This window comes from Chryseobacterium sp. StRB126, from assembly GCF_000829375.1.
Taxonomy (GTDB): Bacteria; Bacteroidota; Bacteroidia; order Flavobacteriales; family Weeksellaceae; genus Chryseobacterium.
The window spans coordinates 808,342-824,901 of the sequence record NZ_AP014624.1; the positions used below are offsets into that span (position 1 = coordinate 808,342).

At 36.6% G+C, this 16,560-nt stretch carries 15 protein-coding genes; 6 read left to right on the top strand and 9 right to left on the bottom strand.

Translation table 11 applies throughout. From position 1 onward, the window contains the following. Nucleotides 1–51: 51 nt before the first annotated feature. A complete protein-coding gene (gene uvrB / locus CHSO_RS03515; RefSeq protein ID WP_045492376.1) occupies nt 52–2,043 on the bottom strand; it encodes an excinuclease ABC subunit UvrB in 1,992 nt (663 codons plus the stop codon). Nucleotides 2,044–2,209: 166 nt separating this feature from the next. Here uvrB and CHSO_RS03520 point away from each other — a divergent pair, with 166 nt between their 5' ends. Then, on the top strand, nt 2,210–3,427 hold the full coding sequence (locus tag CHSO_RS03520) for a PQQ-dependent sugar dehydrogenase (protein WP_045492378.1): 1,218 nt from the start codon (nt 2,210–2,212) through the stop codon (nt 3,425–3,427). Nucleotides 3,428–3,599: 172 nt separating this feature from the next. Here the strand turns inward: CHSO_RS03520 and CHSO_RS03525 are convergent, their stop codons facing one another. The 6 genes from CHSO_RS03525 to CHSO_RS03555 form a co-directional block, all read right to left on the bottom strand. After that, nucleotides 3,600–6,038: a TonB-dependent receptor plug domain-containing protein gene (locus CHSO_RS03525; RefSeq protein WP_045492380.1), complete on the bottom strand. Its 2,439-nt coding sequence runs from the start codon at nt 6,036–6,038 to the stop codon at nt 3,600–3,602. A gap of 162 nt (nt 6,039–6,200) precedes the next feature. Further along, on the bottom strand, nt 6,201–7,358 hold the full coding sequence (locus CHSO_RS03530) for a pyridoxal phosphate-dependent aminotransferase (RefSeq protein ID WP_045492382.1): 1,158 nt from the start codon (nt 7,356–7,358) through the stop codon (nt 6,201–6,203). 3 nt (nt 7,359–7,361) lie between these two features. Then, nucleotides 7,362–8,438 carry an FAD-dependent monooxygenase gene (locus tag CHSO_RS03535; RefSeq protein WP_045492384.1) on the bottom strand — a complete coding sequence of 359 codons (1,077 nt, stop codon included), beginning with the start codon at nt 8,436–8,438 and terminating at the stop codon, nt 7,362–7,364. 247 nt (nt 8,439–8,685) lie between these two features. Then, complete coding sequence (locus CHSO_RS03545) at nt 8,686–10,062, bottom strand: tryptophanase (protein WP_045492388.1); 1,377 nt, start codon at nt 10,060–10,062, stop codon at nt 8,686–8,688. A 90-nt stretch (nt 10,063–10,152) separates the two neighbouring features. Then, nucleotides 10,153–10,770, bottom strand: a complete 618-nt coding sequence (locus tag CHSO_RS03550) for a DUF502 domain-containing protein (RefSeq protein WP_045492390.1) — start codon at nt 10,768–10,770, stop codon at nt 10,153–10,155. Between the two features lie 24 nt (nt 10,771–10,794). Beyond that, on the bottom strand, nt 10,795–11,373 hold the full coding sequence (locus CHSO_RS03555) for a tRNA-(ms[2]io[6]A)-hydroxylase (protein ID WP_045492392.1): 579 nt from the start codon (nt 11,371–11,373) through the stop codon (nt 10,795–10,797). Nucleotides 11,374–11,637: 264 nt separating this feature from the next. Between CHSO_RS03555 and CHSO_RS03560 the strand changes: the two genes are divergently transcribed. Then, nucleotides 11,638–12,759 (top strand): porin, encoded by a 1,122-nt coding sequence (locus CHSO_RS03560; protein WP_198408392.1) that lies wholly within the window; start codon nt 11,638–11,640, stop codon nt 12,757–12,759. On the opposite strand, the gene CHSO_RS03565 is transcribed toward CHSO_RS03560, so the two are convergent. Both CHSO_RS03565 and CHSO_RS03570 read right to left on the bottom strand, forming a co-directional pair. Then, complete coding sequence (locus CHSO_RS03565) at nt 12,756–13,850, bottom strand: acyltransferase family protein (RefSeq protein ID WP_045492396.1); 1,095 nt, start codon at nt 13,848–13,850, stop codon at nt 12,756–12,758. The two genes, CHSO_RS03560 and CHSO_RS03565, sit on opposite strands and share 4 nt — an antisense overlap. Before the next feature lie 117 nt (nt 13,851–13,967). Beyond that, nucleotides 13,968–14,855 (bottom strand): metalloprotease, encoded by an 888-nt coding sequence (locus tag CHSO_RS03570; protein ID WP_045492397.1) that lies wholly within the window; start codon nt 14,853–14,855, stop codon nt 13,968–13,970. Between the two features lie 183 nt (nt 14,856–15,038). Between CHSO_RS03570 and rplU the strand changes: the two genes are divergently transcribed. The 4 genes from rplU to CHSO_RS26560 all read left to right on the top strand — a co-directional run bounded on the left by rplU (nt 15,039) and on the right by CHSO_RS26560 (nt 16,448). Next, complete coding sequence (gene rplU, locus CHSO_RS25285) at nt 15,039–15,614, top strand: 50S ribosomal protein L21 (protein WP_073299989.1); 576 nt, start codon at nt 15,039–15,041, stop codon at nt 15,612–15,614. Between the two features lie 12 nt (nt 15,615–15,626). After that, the gene (rpmA, locus tag CHSO_RS03580; RefSeq protein ID WP_027372929.1) at nt 15,627–15,884 is read left to right on the top strand and encodes a 50S ribosomal protein L27; all 258 of its coding nucleotides are present in this window, start codon (nt 15,627–15,629) and stop codon (nt 15,882–15,884) included. Nucleotides 15,885–16,080: 196 nt separating this feature from the next. Next, a complete protein-coding gene (locus CHSO_RS25835) occupies nt 16,081–16,245 on the top strand; it encodes a bacteriocin-like protein (protein WP_167356193.1) in 165 nt (54 codons plus the stop codon). Nucleotides 16,246–16,280: 35 nt separating this feature from the next. Further along, nucleotides 16,281–16,448 (top strand): bacteriocin-like protein, encoded by a 168-nt coding sequence (locus tag CHSO_RS26560; RefSeq protein WP_410493381.1) that lies wholly within the window; start codon nt 16,281–16,283, stop codon nt 16,446–16,448. The last annotated feature ends 112 nt before the right edge of the window (nt 16,449–16,560 follow it).

Sequence of the window (16,560 nt, forward strand, 5' to 3'; positions counted from 1 at the left end):
AAGTCTCGGCGGCTTCGAAGAAGCCGCCGAGACTGTTTTTATTAGATATTTTTAATTTTTTAAAGCTGCAATTTCATCCCTTAGCTTAGCCGCTTTAATAAAGTCGAGGCTTTTAGCCGCTGCTTCCATTTCTTTCTGCTTCTGTTCGATTATTTTTTCAACATCTTCACTGGCATAGGTAGCTTTAACTTCAGCGACCTTTTGAAGGATTTCTTTCTGAGTGTACTTTTCATCAGGGAAATCTTTGCTTCTTCCAACCAGATTTTCAGAGATCTTTTTATTCAGAGCTTTTGGTACCATGCCATTGTCTTCATTGTACTTCATCTGTTTTGCACGGCGGTATTCGGTTTCATCCAATGTGGCCTGCATAGATTTGGTAATTTTATCGGCATACATAATCGCTTTCCCGTTGATATTCCTTGCAGCACGTCCTACCGTCTGTATCATGGATCTTCTGCTTCTCAACATTCCTTCTTTGTCAGCATCCAGAATAGCTACTAAAGAAACTTCCGGTAAGTCTAGGCCCTCTCTTAATAAGTTTACTCCGATTAAGACATCAAAAAGCCCTAAACGCAGATCTTGCATAATCTGAATTCGTTCCAGGGTTTCAACATCCGAGTGAATATATCGTGTTCTGATTCCGAATTTTGTAAAATATTTGGTTAATTCCTCTGCCATTTTCTTGGTCAAGGTGGTCACCAAAACCCTTTCATCAGCATCAGCTCTTTTTTGGATTTCTTCCATTAAATCATCAATCTGATTTAAGCTGGGTCTTACTTCAATAATAGGGTCAAGAAGTCCTGTTGGACGGATAATCTGTTCAATATAAGCACCTCCTGTTCTTTCCAGTTCATAATCTGCCGGCGTAGCAGAAACATAGATCACTTGGTTCTGTATGGCTTCAAATTCCTCAAACTTTAAAGGTCTGTTGTCCATAGCTGCAGGAAGCCTGAAACCATATTCCACCAAAGATTCCTTTCTGCTTCGGTCACCACCATACATGGCATGAACCTGAGGAACTGTTACGTGGCTTTCGTCTATTACCATTAGGAAGTCCTTAGGGAAATAATCAATCAGGCAGAAAGGTCGGGTGCCGGGAAGTCTGCCGTCAAGGTATCGGGAATAGTTTTCAATCCCTGAGCAGTAGCCCAGTTCTTTTATCATTTCAAGATCCAGCTCTGTTCTTTCCTGAAGGCGTTTTGCTTCCAGGGGTTTTCCTATAGAGCTAAAGAAATCAACCTGTTTCAGCATATCATCCTGAATATCTTTAATCGCTCCGTTTAAAGTCTCTTTTGAGGTCACGAAAAGATTAGCAGGATAAATCTGTATTTGATCAAAATTATCTTCTACATTCCCGGATATAGGATCAAAGCTTTGAATTTTTTCAATTTCATCTCCAAAAAACTGAATTCTGATCGCGTTATCTGCATAGGCCGGAAAAACATCAATGACATCTCCTTTTACACGAAACGTTCCTCTTTGAAATTCATTCAAAGTTCGTGCATATAAAGCATTAACTAAGGAATGGAGTAGCGCCGTTCTCGTAACTTTTTCACCAATAGCAATAGAAATTAATGATTTGTGAAATTCCGTAGGATTCCCAATACCATAAATACAGGAAACAGAAGCCACAATCAAAACGTCTCTTCTCCCTGAAAGAAGACTTGCGGTAGCAGAAAGACGTAATTTTTCAACTTCTTCATTGATGCTCAGGTCTTTTTCAATATAAGTTCCGGTGGTAGCAATATAAGCTTCCGGCTGATAGTAGTCATAGTAACTCACAAAGTACTCCACGGCATTTTCCGGAAAGAATTCCTTAAACTCCATGAAAAGCTGTGCGGCCAGCGTTTTATTATGAGCCAGAACCAAAGTAGGACGTTGAACGTTCTGAACAACATTGGCAACCGTAAAGGTTTTTCCGGATCCAGTTACCCCAAGTAGAGTCTGGTATTTTTCACCAATCTCTATTCCTGCAGTTAATTTATCAATGGCTTGGGGCTGATCCCCGGTGGGTTTATATTCTGATTGAAGCTTAAAATCCATAAGAAAAGAATGTATAGAACAAAAATACGAAAGAAATTATTAGGCATGATAAAGTTTTGATGATGAATATTCTACTTGTCAGTCACATATGTATTTTATTAAAGCTGTAGTACATTGTGTATGGCATTATTTTTCCATTCATTTTCAAACATCTAATCGTAATATCATGAAAATCAATCAATTTTATATTCCTGCGCTCATTCTTTTTCTTACTTTATCTTCATGTAAGAAGAACAATGCACAGGCGCAACAGACCGGAAATGACGTCAGTGTAGAGACAGAAAAACCTAATTCTGAATACCAGCCAGCATTTAAGGGGCAGACAAGGATAAAGGCGGTGAAAACAAATACTGCCTATAGTGTAGAGATACTGAATAAAGATCTCGGGAGACCTTGGGGAATAATTAATTTACCAGATGGAAGATTCCTCATTACAGATAAAAAGGGACATATGAATGTTGTTTCCAAGGAAGGAAAACAGATTACAAAAATAGAAGGTTTTCCAAAGGTAGATGCAAGAGGGCAGGGTGGAATGCTGGATGTAGCTTTGGATCCTGATTTTAAAACCAACTCGATTATTTATTTCAGCTTTTCAGAACCCTTTGAAAAAGGGAACCTGACCTCTGTGGCTAAGGGAAAATTATCAGATGATCTCAAAACGATTTCAGAGTCGAAAGTGATTTTCCGGGCAGAACCCTCTTATGATGGAGATAAACATTATGGCAGCAGGCTGGTTTTTGATAAAGATGGAAATTTATTTGTCAGTACAGGAGAAAGGTCTGATAAAGTTACAAGGGCTTATGCTCAGAAAACAGATAATTATCTAGGTAAAATAATCAAAATAACGAGGGATGGGCTACCGGCTCCGGGAAATCCATTTATAGGGAAACAGGGATATAAGCCTGAAATTTATGCTTATGGAGTCCGTAATCCCCAAGGGCTGGCTATGGATCCAAACGGAAACCTTTGGGATGTGGAAATGGGACCAAGAGGAGGTGATGAAATCAATCTTATTCAACCTGGGAAAAATTACGGATGGGGAGATGTCACCTATGGTATTGAATATTCTGGGGCTAAAGTAGGTAGCGGAATTACCCAGAAACAAGGCACCGAGCAGCCTGTTTATTATTGGGATCCTGTAATTTCTCCAAGCGGAGTTACCTTTTATACCGGAAATATAGACGAATGGAAAGGAAATCTATTCATTGGATGTCTGAGTGGTGAGCATATCAACAGAATTGTGATGAAAGATCATAAAGTTGTAGGCGAAGAACGCCTTTTGGCAGATCAGCATGAACGATTCAGAGATGTTTTGGACGGTATGGATGGGAATCTCTATGCAGTCACGGATAGCGGAAAACTGTATAAGATTTCAAAGAAATAAAAAAGCCAGCTGAAAATTTTCAGCTGGCCATTTTTGTAAGGAAGCAGAAGGCTGTAAGAGGGAAGTTTTTACAGCCATGAAAAATAAAACTCTAATTTTTTATTAAATGATTTTAATTGATGGTAAGGCAATTAGAAACTTCCAGCCTCCCTCTTCCTGCTTCTAGCTTTTTTTAAAACTTAAAATTAAGTCTGGCAAAGACCTGTCTCCCTGCAAACCCCATCTGTACCGGGTCAAAAATTCCACCAGCTTCTGTGTTCCCTTCACTTACTTGTGTTTTTTGTAAGGTTGGGTATCTGTTGAATATATTTTTACTTCCCAGCGTAAAGTTGAGGTTATTTGAAATCTCATATCCAAAAGAGACATCAGTGGTTATTTTAGGATTGTAAACCTGTTCTGCATCATCATATCCAATTAATGTAACCTTATCAAATCTTACCAGCTGAAGATTTGCATTGAATTTTTTGATCTTATAGTTGAGGTTGAGATTAATCTTGGTTTTAGGTGCAGAAGCAAGAATAAATGCTCTTTCTCTGGCACTTAAATAGACATCTTCTTTACCTTGTAATTTGGGTGAGGTATTAACTTTGGTAATTTCCATGTCATTATAGTTAACGGCTAATGTTGCCGTTAACTTTCCTGAACCTAAACTTTCACTATAACTCAGGATGACATCAATCCCTTTGGTTCGGGTATCGATAGCGTTAGCAAAAAATTGTACCTGATCTATATAAGGATATTGAGTTTGGAGTTCAGATGGTAATTCAGCTTTAGGAAAGTATCCGGTTAAAACAATTCTATTTTTTACACTGATATAATAACCATCAACTGTAGCAGTGAATTTTCCTGTATTGAAAGTAAACCCTGCACTTCCGTTGACTGATGTCTCTTGCTTTAGCTGATCAATTCCAAGGTTGCTTGCTAAATCACTGTCATTTGATGCCAGCTGAATCGTAACGAGCTGCCCACCCTGAAAGTTTGTAAATTGTTGACTATAATATTTTTGAGCTAAAGAAGGTGCTCTGAATCCAGTAGAGACAGATCCACGGAAGGCGAATTGTGGGGTAATGGCATATCGCGTAGCAAACTTACCATTTAAAGTACTTCCAAAATCATTATAATTCTCAAATCTTCCGGCTACACTGATCATCCATTTTTCTGTAATATCAAGTTCAGTATCAAGGTAGGCTGCAAAGTTATTTCTGCTTTTGTTTGTGTTAGTAGAATACCCCGGAAATCCTTGTGATCCACCGGGCCTGATATTTCCATTTATGGGATTTGTAACTAATAAACTTTCTGGAGTGTTAGAAGTAACGATGTTTCCATTAATATCATACATTGCATAAGAAGACTCTTCTCCTTTAATGATTTCAAACTTTTCATATCTGAATTCTGATCCGAGAGCAACATTTAATCCTTTAAGAACTTTAAACTGTTTGACTGCATTAAAACCTGTTGTATTTTGTAGTAAAGAATGTCCACCGGCGTTAAAACTGGTTGGAGATTTTAGACCTAAAGTTGCATTGAGGGTTTGATCAATCTGATAAGTAAATCTGTTATTTCCAAAGGCATTATAAAAGTCTACATCCCAATTGGCTACTTTAAATTTTAAACCATTATCAAAGGTGAAGTCACTAATGCTGGTATTTTCAATGGGATCGAATCCATTAGGATAAATTCCGGGGATGTTTTTATCATCATTTGCTGTTCTTGTCCAGGCATAGGCTTTGGTATTTCTGTGTGAAAAGCCCTGACGGGAATAAAATTTCAGCCCATCAGTTAATGGAAGTTCAATATTTCCGAAGAAATATACATTTTGTGCTTTTGCATCTCCGAAACGTTGTCTAGGAGCAGGAGGATTATTGTAAATATCAGGATTAGCGTTTCTGATTGCGTAATCTTTGTTGATGAATTCTGCTGTGAAATTTCCGAAACCTCCTTTGTTACCAATTTTTGTTCCTAGATTTCCGCTGAAATCAAAAGTAATTCCATCCACTTTATGATCTGAAACCACATCGTTATTTCCCGGGCTTTTAAAAAGGTTCATTCCATAGAAAGCATTTCCTTCAAAGCCTTTATCCCGATCATTAAGGATAACGTTGATAACCCCGGCAATAGCATCTGAACCATATTGAGCCGAAGCCCCATCACGAAGAACTTCTACCCGTTTAATGGCTCCAATAGGGATTGTATTCATATCGTATCCCGTGTTTCCTCTTCCTTTGGTTCCGAAAAGGTTAATCAGGGAAGATTGATGATATCTTTTTCCATTAAGGAGCAAAAGAGTCTGATCCGGGCCGAGTCCTCTTAGTGTAGCCGGGTCTACCGCATCAGCACCATCTGATCCTGATTGTTTGTTAGAGTTAAAGGAAGGTGCAGAAAACTGTAAAAGCTGGTTCACTTCTACCTGACCCGTAGATTGGCTTACCTGTTTGATATCTATAACATCAATAGGAACGGGAGTATTGATGACGGTTCTTTTCTTGTTCCGGCTTCCGGTAATAGCTACTTCGTCTATTTTTGATTCTTTTGTCAGCGTATCTTTTACCTGTTGAGCGTAAGATAGAGAAGATGCTGTAAGAAAAATGATGCTTATGTATTTTATCTTCATATTGATAATTTTGAGTGATGGTTAACTCAAAATTATCAATATTTATTTTTAAATCAATACTTAAATTGATTATTTGTTATGAATGTATTAATTTAATTATGTTTATCTTAAATGAAAGTAAAATAATAGTTAAAATATTTAATTTAACGAAAATTTTTAATCTTAAAAGCTGGTAATGATTCGGTTAAGCCCTTCTTTCAGAATTTCCTGAGAAGTAGAGAAGCATATTCTGATATGTCCTTCAGCTCCTTTTCCGAACCATCTTTCTGATCCTGGAACAATGGCTACTTTTCCATATTGCAACACATGCTGGGCAAACTGGTCGCTGGACATACCATTTTCAATCTTCGGAAATAATACAAAAGTGGCTTCAGGAAGATTTGGGGTTACAAGTCCTGATCCGTTCAGAATTTGGAAAGCTAAATCTCTGTTTTGTTGTAAGTGACTTAAGAACTCTTTGTACCAAGGCTTAGCCCTTTCCAATGCAACACTCCCGGCAATTTGTGATAAGGTAGAAACTCCTTCTATGGTAGAATTGAAATTGGATTTCTCAGTAAAATCTTCCAAAATCTCCTGATCATTGCATAGAATAGCTCCAATTCTCAACCCTGCAATTCCAAATGACTTCGAAAATCCATAAACTGTGAAACTTTTTCTTTTGGCTTCTTCAGAAACTGATGAATAGGTATAAAAGTCCCTGTTGTCATAAATAATATCACTCCAGATTTCATCACTCATTACCCATAAATCATGAGCCGCAGCAATCTCTGAAACCTTTTTCAAAACTTCTTTGGAATAGAGCCTACCAAGCGGATTATGTGGATTACAGATACAGATAAGTTTTGTATTGGAACTTATTAAGGAACCCAGTTTTTCAAAATCAATTTCTCCGGTTTGGGTATTTACAGGACAAAGTTTTACGGTTCCACCAGCTGTTTCTACAGATTTTTTAAATAAGAAATCTACAGGATCCAGAATGATAGCTTCGTCACCAGGTTTTAAAACATATTTGGCGATCAGAAACATCCCTTGTGCAGCACTGTTGATGGCCAATACATTTTCAGGAGAGAAAATCCCATGCTTTTCCTGGTTAAAATGCTCTGCGAGACTTTTCTTGAACTCAGGAATTCCTGAGAACGGGCCATAGCTCAGATAGCCATCCTTTATGTATTCAATGATGCCCTGTTCTATTTCAACAGCTGTTCTAAAGTCTGGGTCAGCAGCTGTTAAAGGGATTATCCCGTCTTCCAGAGTTGCCCATCTTCCGTTATAGGCTTTTCTTTTTAGGGCTTCAAAGTTGATATCGTTATTGGTAAACATTTTTTATTTATATGATATGGGTAAAATATTGTCTGTCTGTTGGTCCGTCGGGAGAAGAAACTGGTTTAATAATATTCTTCCATTATTGATATGGGTTTCTATTTCAGGCTTCCTTTCTGCTTCATATTTACGGAAAGCTTCTGTGATGGAGCGTTCTTCAACTAGATGTTTAGTCAGCATGTGAGAGTCTTTCAGTGCTGAGGTGACTCCCTGGCTTGTGAAAGGAATGAGCGGATGTGCTGCATCGCCTATGAATACAATGTTATCTTTATAAAAAGGGTTGAGTTCCTCTAGTTCATAAACGCACCATAAATGAACATTTTTGTAACTCGATTTTCGAATAATGGAAGAAACTAAAGGATCCCAGTCTGCAAAAACTTCAAGCATATATTTCTTCAGGTTATCTGGGGTGCACTCATTGATCTTATATTTTTCATTGTCAAACTGGGAATACCAAAGAATAGTATCATGAGAAAGTTTAAGAATCCCAAAAGTAAGCCCACCCTGATCATGATGAAATTTCATGAAATCATTTTCTATAGTAGCAGCTATTTCTTCATTTTGAATGATATTGACTACTTCATTTTCCTGTACTTGTCTCATTTTTTCATCCTTGAAGAGGCATCTTCTGATACGGCTTTTAGAGCCATCTGAAACAATAGCGATGTCAGCATCTATATAACTTCCATCAGAATGTTTCAGTTTTCCTTTTTCTGTATCAGAGGGAATTATGGAGGCGTTATATGTTATTTTTTCGGGGGATATATTTTCGGATAATAGATGGATGAGTGACTGTCTGGAGATGGCAAACACATTGTTGAGTTCCTTTTCTGCAAGTTTTTTTCCTTTATGGGAATACTGTACATATTTTTTCAGAAAGCTTCCATGTTCAAAAAGTACAGCAGGATCTATAATCTGGCTAAGATATTCTATGCCTTCCTGTGGAATAAGAAAACCATGGCCAGCCAAATCTTCTTTTCTTCTTCTTTCATAAATGTGATAATCAAGTTTGTATTTTTCGAGTTGATTCGCCATGCTTAAGCCGGAAATACCAGCGCCCACGACAACAATTTTGTTCATGTTCGGAATAATGGTTTTTTCAGGTTGGTGTTTAAATACTTTTCGGTCTGTTTTTTATGGGTACAAAAGTAAATTAAAATCATTCATTATTTTTAAAAAATAAATTAATTTGATTCTTATTTTTTGAAAAATATAATGAAAAGCATAAGGAATGTATGAGAATAAAGGTAAGATTTTGAGGAGGATATTTTCACATGGATATACAGTATAAAAAAACCGGAAATGAATTCCGGTTTTGCTTTTATTCTTATGCTTTTTCAAGCTGAACTGTAAAATGCCTTAATATTTCCGGCTCCCAGGTGATTTTATACCCTTTTGCGATTTCTTCACGTCTTTCGTATACATTTTTTATCGCAGCAGCAATATAATCCATATGATTGTTGGTATAGGTTCTTCGGGGGATCGCAAGGCGTACCAATTCCAGTTTTGGATAACGGTTTTGTCTTGTCTCAGGATCTCTATCGGCCAGTAAAGTTCCGATTTCCACCGTTCTGATTCCTGCTTCCTTATAGATTTCAAGACCTAAAGTTTGTGCAGGATATTCCTCACGGGAAACATTAGGAAGGAAACTTAAAGAATCAATGAAAACAGCGTGTCCTCCGATAGGTTTCTGTACTGGGATTCCATATTCAATGAGCTTGTTTCCAAGATATTCTACCTGAGAAATTCTGCTTTCTAGATAAGCAAATTCTGTAGCTTCATCAAGACCTACTGCTAATGCAGCCATATCTCTTCCAGCCATTCCTCCATAAGTGATGAATCCTTCATAGATGATCGTGAAATTGGACGCTTTTCTGAAAACTTCCTCATTGTTTAAAGCGATAAAACCACCAATATTTACTAATCCATCTTTTTTAGAACTCATGGTCATTCCTTCTCCATAAGAGAAAATTTCTTTACAGATCTCTTTGATGGTTCTGTTTTCCTGACCCTGCTCTCTTTTCTTAATGAAGTAAGCATTCTCTGCAAACCTTGCAGAATCAAAGAATACAGGGATTCCATATTGGTCAGAAAGAGCTTTTACAGCTTTCATGTTTTCCAGAGAAACAGGTTGCCCTCCTGAAGAATTGCAGGTAATGGTAATCAGACAGAAAGGAATATTTTCCTTAGGATGGCTTTTATAAATCTCTTCCAGTTTTTCAAGGTTGATATTTCCTTTGAAAGGGTGAGGATTATTAATATCAAAAGCTTCGTCAATAGTACAGTCAACGGCATGGGCCTTTCTGAACTCGATGTGTCCCTTTGTAGTGTCAAAATGTGAGTTTCCCGGAACTATATTTCCTTCCTTCACCAATACAGAGAAAAGTACATTTTCTGCTGCTCTTCCCTGGTGAGTAGGTAATAGATATTTGAATCCGGTAATTTTTTCAACACTGTTCTGAAGTTGTTCAAAAGAACGGGAGCCTGCATAGCTTTCGTCCCCGGTCATCAGCGCGCCCCATTGCCTGTCAGACATTGCTCCGGTTCCGGAATCAGTTAAAAGATCAATAAAAACTTGCGAAGATTTTAAGTTGAAGAGATTATAATTAGCTTCTTTAAGCCATTGTTCTCTTTCAGCTCTTGTGGATTGGCGGATTTCTTCCACCATTTTAATGCGGAAAGGCTCCGCGTACGGTAAATTCATGGGTTGGTATGTTTTTAAATTGTGTGTAAAAGAAAATTTGTTTGAAAATAATTTTCAAATTCATCAATGTACATCTAAAGTGAAAGTGGATTATTCCGGTGCTTTAAATATATTTTCATCAGAATGAAATCCGGCTACACCGCCGCTCACTGCAAACTTCATAGCAGAAGCAGCAGTCATTCCCACTACGGGTTTGATGTTTTTTTCTTCAGTAACAATTACCCAGCCCGAAATTGCATAGGAATGAGGTAAATATACCGCAACGTAATTATGCTTGTCAACGTCCGACATTTCTTTTTGGGTTAAAAAACCGATTCTCCAGATCTCCGGATTTTCGTTGGTTTTTACCCATACAGGATCGTTGAATTTTTTCTTGTCGCCCACAAATGAGGACATAACGTCCTTAGTAGGAGTATAGATATGTTTTACTCCAGGTGTCTTTTCCAGTAAGCTATCCATGGTGTCGAAAAAGAATCTTCCCACCACAAATTTATTTCCCAGATATCCTAAAATAGCAGTAAGTAATATGATGGAAACAAAAACAAGCCCTGGAACCTGTTTGGCAAGAGAAGGAACAAGATTGTCTATTGCACTTACAATATACCAGATCACAAAAATCGTCAGTCCGATTGGCCCAATAATAACCAGCCCCTGAAAAAAGTTTTTCAGGAATAGATTAGCAATACTTTCAAAGCTTGGTTTCTTCAACGTTTCTTCTTTACTATTTATATTTTAACCGTGGATGGTTTCTTTATTTCCATAGGATTTAATAATACTGGCTTCATACTCTAGCCATGCATCCCATCGATCATTTACTTTTTGAGGATCTCCAAGCTGTCTTGCAAATCCAATGAAGGTTGTATAATGGTTAGCTTCAGAAATCATAAGTTCTTTATAGAAGACTTTAAGCTCTTCATCTTTGATATTTTCAGTAAGAACCTTGAATCTTTCACAACTTCTGGCTTCAATCATCGCAGCAAAAAGCATTTTATCTACAATAAGCTGCTCTCTGGTTCCCTGGATAATAAATTTTGCTAATTCATTTACATAATCATCTTTTCTGGCTCTTCCAAACTTGTAGCCTCTCTTTTTAATGATCTCATGAACCTGATTGAAGTGATCCAGCTCTTCCTGAGCAATAGCAAGAAGTTCTGTAACAACCTCCGGATATTCAGGAAGCATGGTGATCAGTCCGATTGCGTTGGTAGCAGCTTTTTGTTCACACCAGGCATGGTCCGTTAAAATTTCTTCGATGTTTCCTTCTGCAATGTTTGCCCACCTTGGATCGGTTGGGAGTTTCAACTTAAACATTTTTTAAAATTTTTGTAAATTTAAAACAAATTAGACATATTTGGTGCTTCTGATAAGATAGAATTTATTTTCTGTTGAGTTTTATTTAATGAGGAGTATGTTTTATACAGCATTTATAAATGTTGAGTTTCTTGGGTTTCATTATTTTTTCTTACATTTCTATGAGGTAACTAAACTAATAATCAGATAATGATTCGGATGAATACAAGTAGACAATTCTGTTGTTCAATAACCTATTTATTGCTTTTTATGTGTGTGGGAAAAATGAAAGCACAGGATAGAAAAGATTCTTTGGAAATTGTAATACAACCTTACGCAAGTCTCCGTGGGCATTTAGCTGTATATGATGATAAAATGGAGCTTCAGGAGAATGCTTCCAGAATTGGCGTAGAGTTTAATATAAAGAAAAGAGATTTTGGCTTCATTGCAGGTGGAGAAATTCAGCTGAACATGTTTAAAGGAGGTACATCTTTTAATGTAGATGGTAATTTGTCAGGAGGTTTTCTTACACTAGAGTCTGTACAGAAACAACAGGTTTTTGGGAACCGACTTGGGTACTTGGGATTGGATTTGGGGAAATTAGGAACCCTTACCATTGGAAAACAATGGAGTGTTTATCGTGATGTTACTTCATATACAGATCGTTTTAATGTTTTTGGAGCAAGGGCATCTGCCACATTTATTGGCGGAACAGATGGAGGTGACACCGGAACCGGGCGTGCAGATCAGTCCGTCATTTACAGGAATCATTTTGGACCATTTTATCTCGGAGGGCAAATTCAGGCCAGAGGTGGAAATAATGGTAAATTTATTGATGGATTTGGAGCTTCTCTTCAATATCGAATAAAAGAAGGTTTTTTTACAGGTATAGCTTATAACAGAGCTTTACTTAGTGATAGCCTTATCAACAACGGAATGATTATAGGTCTTACAGGGCAGCCAACATATTTTTCTTTAGGAACTAAATACGTTGGAAGAGTTATAGATTTCAGTATTGTTGGAATATTACAGAAAAACGGGGACTTTTCTCAAGGTTTTTACGTTAATCCTGCAGGAGGATCATTGCCTTTTACAACCGTTTTCAATGCCAAAGGAATAGAGGTTTTCGGAAAGTATAAACTCCAAAAGATCTCTTTTTTAGCGGGTTATAATCTTTATGTTCCAGATCGAAATCATATTTCAGAACAATACAACTTCGATCCCGGATTCAAAAAAAATGATATTATTGTAGGGTTTTCCTATTCCCCTTTCAGATTTGCTCAAATTTATAGTGAACAAAGATTCTCTATGGGGAAAACGTTTTCAGGAGAAAAAGAGAAAAGTGTTTTCACTTTAGGCCTTAGACTTGATCTTTCGGAGAGTTTTAGTAAGAAAATCAGTCTTTAATCTTTAATAGCTGTTTTCTTTCTTAAAAATTCAAGGCTACTCCATCCCAATGCATCTACTTTTTTCAGGCCCGCGGAAATAACGAATGCTAAGATGATATTAATAACGTAAATAATAATCATTAAGAGCCACCAGAGCATATTTTCCTTAAGAGGAACTACCAGAAAATAAACTAGCGATGAGCTTATTCCCTGTGCAAAATAGAAGAAAATGGCATTTTTACCAATATAGGTTATGATATTCTCCTTGGGCACTTTTAATCTGTTGTAAAGAACAAATAATGTAACCAATGAGAACTGCGCCCAAATGATGTATGGGATCTGTGGTGGAAATTTATTCTTATTGATTTTGTAGAAAATTTCATTTCCATAATACCAGAACATCCATCCTAAAGCTACACCTACAAGCGTATATAGAACGGGAATAAGCTTTGTAGGAATCTTTTTCCCACGCATTCTGTTTCCAATTAAGAATACTGCCATATAAAAGGCAACATAACCCCCTTGTCCTGTTGGGTAGTATTCCGGAAAAATGTTGAATAGCAAGGTTAGGCCAATACAAAGTCCAATGAACCAATTGATGTGTCTCGGAAAAAATCTTAAGATTAATACACCCAGAACGGTCAGAATATAATAGACTTTCAAATACCAGAAGCTTCCCATAACAACCGGAAAAGTATCAGCATTGGTGTATTGATGAAGGTACCAGTTGCCTAAATTTTGCCATTGAGGCATCATTGAAATACTGGTTGTGGAATATTTTGATCCAAAGGTTGAATAAAAGTTTTGTAGCCATTCCAAAGACAAGAAAGTAAGGCCAAATACTTTAAAGAAATAATCCAGAAAGAACAGAAAGGTTACAAAGATCATATAAGTGATCTGTAGTTTCAGTAATCTATAAAAAGTTTTCTCAATATTTGCTCCTGAAGTAATTCCGCTCAATGCATAAAATAATGCAACATCAAAAACAAGAGAAAAGACCCTTATTTCTGCAGTAATGTAAAACTGCCCCGACCAGAAAGCGGTATGGATGAAGATAATGGATAGGGTAGCCAGCCCTTTAGCGAAATCAATGTAGAGGTCTCTGTTCATTAGTAGTGGATGTGGTGTCAAAAGTAAATAAACTTCTGTTATTTTTCAAAAAAATAAAAAGAGGCAGAACCTAATTGTCTGCCTCCTTTCTTAAATATGCTAAAAATGAATGTTTCTTTATTGAAGATGTTTAAATTCTTCCGCTGAAATTTCTCCGGACTGAATTTTTCTTAATTCATCTATATATTGACTCATGTAAGCGTCAATTTCTGGGTTTACAGTGTTTTTGGCCATTTTGTAAGTTCCGTTAAGAACTCCTTGATAATAATAGAAGAAGTTATAGTCGAAGTTGGAAGCATTAAGGTCATACTGTCCTAAAAGGAATCCTAAACGAACAGCTGATCTTCTTTGTGCAGGGGTTCCGTGGTGTCCCGGACTTGAAGTCTGATAATCTCCTATGCTTTGTGCAAATTCGTAAGCAGCAGCAATTTCAGAGAAATTAGTTTTGTTATAACCATTAGGTCTTCTTAAATAATATCCTGCGAAACCGTCTGCTTCAAGCTCATTAGGTCTTGCTGTGTTTTCGTTTACGGAAGGAAGTCCAAAGATATACTGTAACTGATGTCCATACTCATGAGCAAGGATCATTGCATTTACAATATCTCCGCCTTTGGCTTTTGCATCATAATAGATGGCGTATCCATAATAGATTTTTCCTGTAGAGTAAGAGATGGCATTGTACGTTGAATTGAAATTAGAGGGGTCATTCACAAATCTCAAAGTAGGATTGCTTCTTCCCCATAAACTTGCAATTTTAGTCATTTGGGAATTCATAAAATTGGTGTCTGTAGAATTCTGAAGTCCGGTCACCAAAACAGAAGATGAGCTCCAGTTATTGTCTACATAAGAACAGTTTTTTTCAACAGCTCCGGGTTGTTCAATTTTCGCACTAAGGCTTTCCTGTTGAGGAAGAACTGTTTCTTCCATTTTGTCATCGCGACATGCTGTCAGGAATGTTGCAGCAACGACGCCTGCTAGTAAGCAGAGGTTAAAGTTTCTTTTCATATAATTATTTAGTTGGTGAAACGAAGTTAAGAAATTATCTTTTATGTATGAGCACTTTAGTCTTAAAAATTATTCAAAACATAGTGAATATATTATTTCAATAAAAAACATTGCTTTGATTGTAAGGTGATTAGAATTTTATTTGTATATTTGCACCTCGAAATAACTAAAAATTTATAAACAATGTTTGCAATTGTAGAAATAGCAGGGCTTCAATACAAAGTTGAGCAAGACCAAAAGTTGTTTGTGAACCGTTTAAAAGGAGATAAAGGAGGAAAAGTATCTTTTGATAAAGTTCTTCTTACCGTAAACGGAGCAATCACTGTTGGCGCCCCAGCTGTAAGCGGAATCACTGTGGAAGCAGAGATCCTTGACCACGTAAAAGCTGATAAAGTAATCGTTTTCAAAAAGAAAAGAAGAAAAGGTTACAAAGTTAAAAACGGTCACAGACAATCTTTAACTCAAATCGTAATCACTGGTATTACAGGATTTGAAGCAGGAGCTAAAAAAGCTGCTAAAAAAGAAACTGTAAAGTCTGAAGTTCTTTCTGACAACGCAACTGTTAACTTTAGTGAAGATCACGAGTTGAACTATCACCTAAAGAAAAACAACTTGTCTCAGTCTAAAGAGAACAGAGAAACTTTAATTACTTTAGGTAAAGCAGTTAAAGTTGAATTAGAGAAAAATATTCTTACTCATGAAGAAGTAGACGCTGCTATCATTAAGAATATCGATCAATTTAAAGCACTTAACAAATAATCCAGTAATAAAATGGCACACAAGAAAGGAGTCGGTAGTTCCAAGAACGGTAGAGAGTCTCACTCTAAGAGATTAGGTGTGAAGATTTTCGGAGGACAAGCAGCTATTGCCGGAAATATTATTGTTAGACAAAGAGGTACTCAGCACCACCCAGGTGATAACGTGGGAATCGGTAAAGATCACACTTTGTTTGCATTAGTAGATGGTAAAGTAGTTTTCAGAAAGAAAGCAAATAACAGATCTTTTGTATCTGTAGAGCCAAACGCATAATTCAAAGCGTTTTATAAAAATTAAAGCTTCAGCATTTTTTGCTGAGGCTTTTTTGTTTTTTATACTTGAAAGTTAAATTTTATATAAATATTCTTTCTGTAGTGAAATATTTATATATTTGTTATCTATCAAATAACAAATCAGTTGCGGAAGCCGAAAAGCATATAGAGTAGGCAGTACATTAAAACTAAATAATATGAAAAATTCAAAAAAATTAACGAAAAAACAGTTGAAAACAATTGCTGGAGGTGAGAGATGCCCAATCCCTGCTTCATGGTGCAGCGAGTGGTGTGGATGGTCGGCTTGGCAAAAAGCGCATTGTGCTAATGCTGTTATTGATGAAATGCCTTGTAATTGCTAATCAGTTCTCATTTTCAGTAAATTAAGATGGGATATATGAAGAACTTAAAAAGACTTACAAAAAAGAGTTTGAAAAATATTAATGGAGGGGCACAAGAATGTCCTCCAATAGATGATACATGTTACTCCTGGTGCAGATGGAATGCTTGGCAGAAGTCTCATTGTATACTTGGAGAATTATGTATGCCTTGTGATGATTACTAAAATAATACCGGATATTATTTTTCACAGATTAATCGCTAGATAAAATTGAAAACTGCAGTTTCCTTGAAGCTGTGGTTTTTTTATTTGAATTTTAATCTAATTTTAATTTTAT

Bases quoted from the DNA above. Each gene is read 5' to 3' on its own strand.
- uvrB (WP_045492376.1), bottom strand. From the start codon at position 2,043: ATGGATTTTAAGCTTCAATCAGAATATAAACCCACCGGGGATCAGCCC.
- CHSO_RS03520 (WP_045492378.1), top strand. From the start codon at position 2,210: ATGAAAATCAATCAATTTTATATTCCTGCGCTCATTCTTTTTCTTACT.
- CHSO_RS03525 (WP_045492380.1), bottom strand. From the start codon at position 6,038: ATGAAGATAAAATACATAAGCATCATTTTTCTTACAGCATCTTCTCTA.
- CHSO_RS03530 (WP_045492382.1), bottom strand. From the start codon at position 7,358: ATGTTTACCAATAACGATATCAACTTTGAAGCCCTAAAAAGAAAAGCC.
- CHSO_RS03535 (WP_045492384.1), bottom strand. From the start codon at position 8,438: ATGAACAAAATTGTTGTCGTGGGCGCTGGTATTTCCGGCTTAAGCATG.
- CHSO_RS03545 (WP_045492388.1), bottom strand. From the start codon at position 10,062: ATGAATTTACCGTACGCGGAGCCTTTCCGCATTAAAATGGTGGAAGAA.
- CHSO_RS03555 (WP_045492392.1), bottom strand. From the start codon at position 11,373: ATGTTTAAGTTGAAACTCCCAACCGATCCAAGGTGGGCAAACATTGCA.
- CHSO_RS03560 (WP_198408392.1), top strand. From the start codon at position 11,638: ATGAAAGCACAGGATAGAAAAGATTCTTTGGAAATTGTAATACAACCT.
- CHSO_RS03565 (WP_045492396.1), bottom strand. From the start codon at position 13,850: ATGAACAGAGACCTCTACATTGATTTCGCTAAAGGGCTGGCTACCCTA.
- CHSO_RS03570 (WP_045492397.1), bottom strand. From the start codon at position 14,855: ATGAAAAGAAACTTTAACCTCTGCTTACTAGCAGGCGTCGTTGCTGCA.
- rplU (WP_073299989.1), top strand. From the start codon at position 15,039: ATGTTTGCAATTGTAGAAATAGCAGGGCTTCAATACAAAGTTGAGCAA.
- rpmA (WP_027372929.1), top strand. From the start codon at position 15,627: ATGGCACACAAGAAAGGAGTCGGTAGTTCCAAGAACGGTAGAGAGTCT.
- CHSO_RS25835 (WP_167356193.1), top strand. From the start codon at position 16,081: ATGAAAAATTCAAAAAAATTAACGAAAAAACAGTTGAAAACAATTGCT.
- CHSO_RS26560 (WP_410493381.1), top strand. From the start codon at position 16,281: ATGAAGAACTTAAAAAGACTTACAAAAAAGAGTTTGAAAAATATTAAT.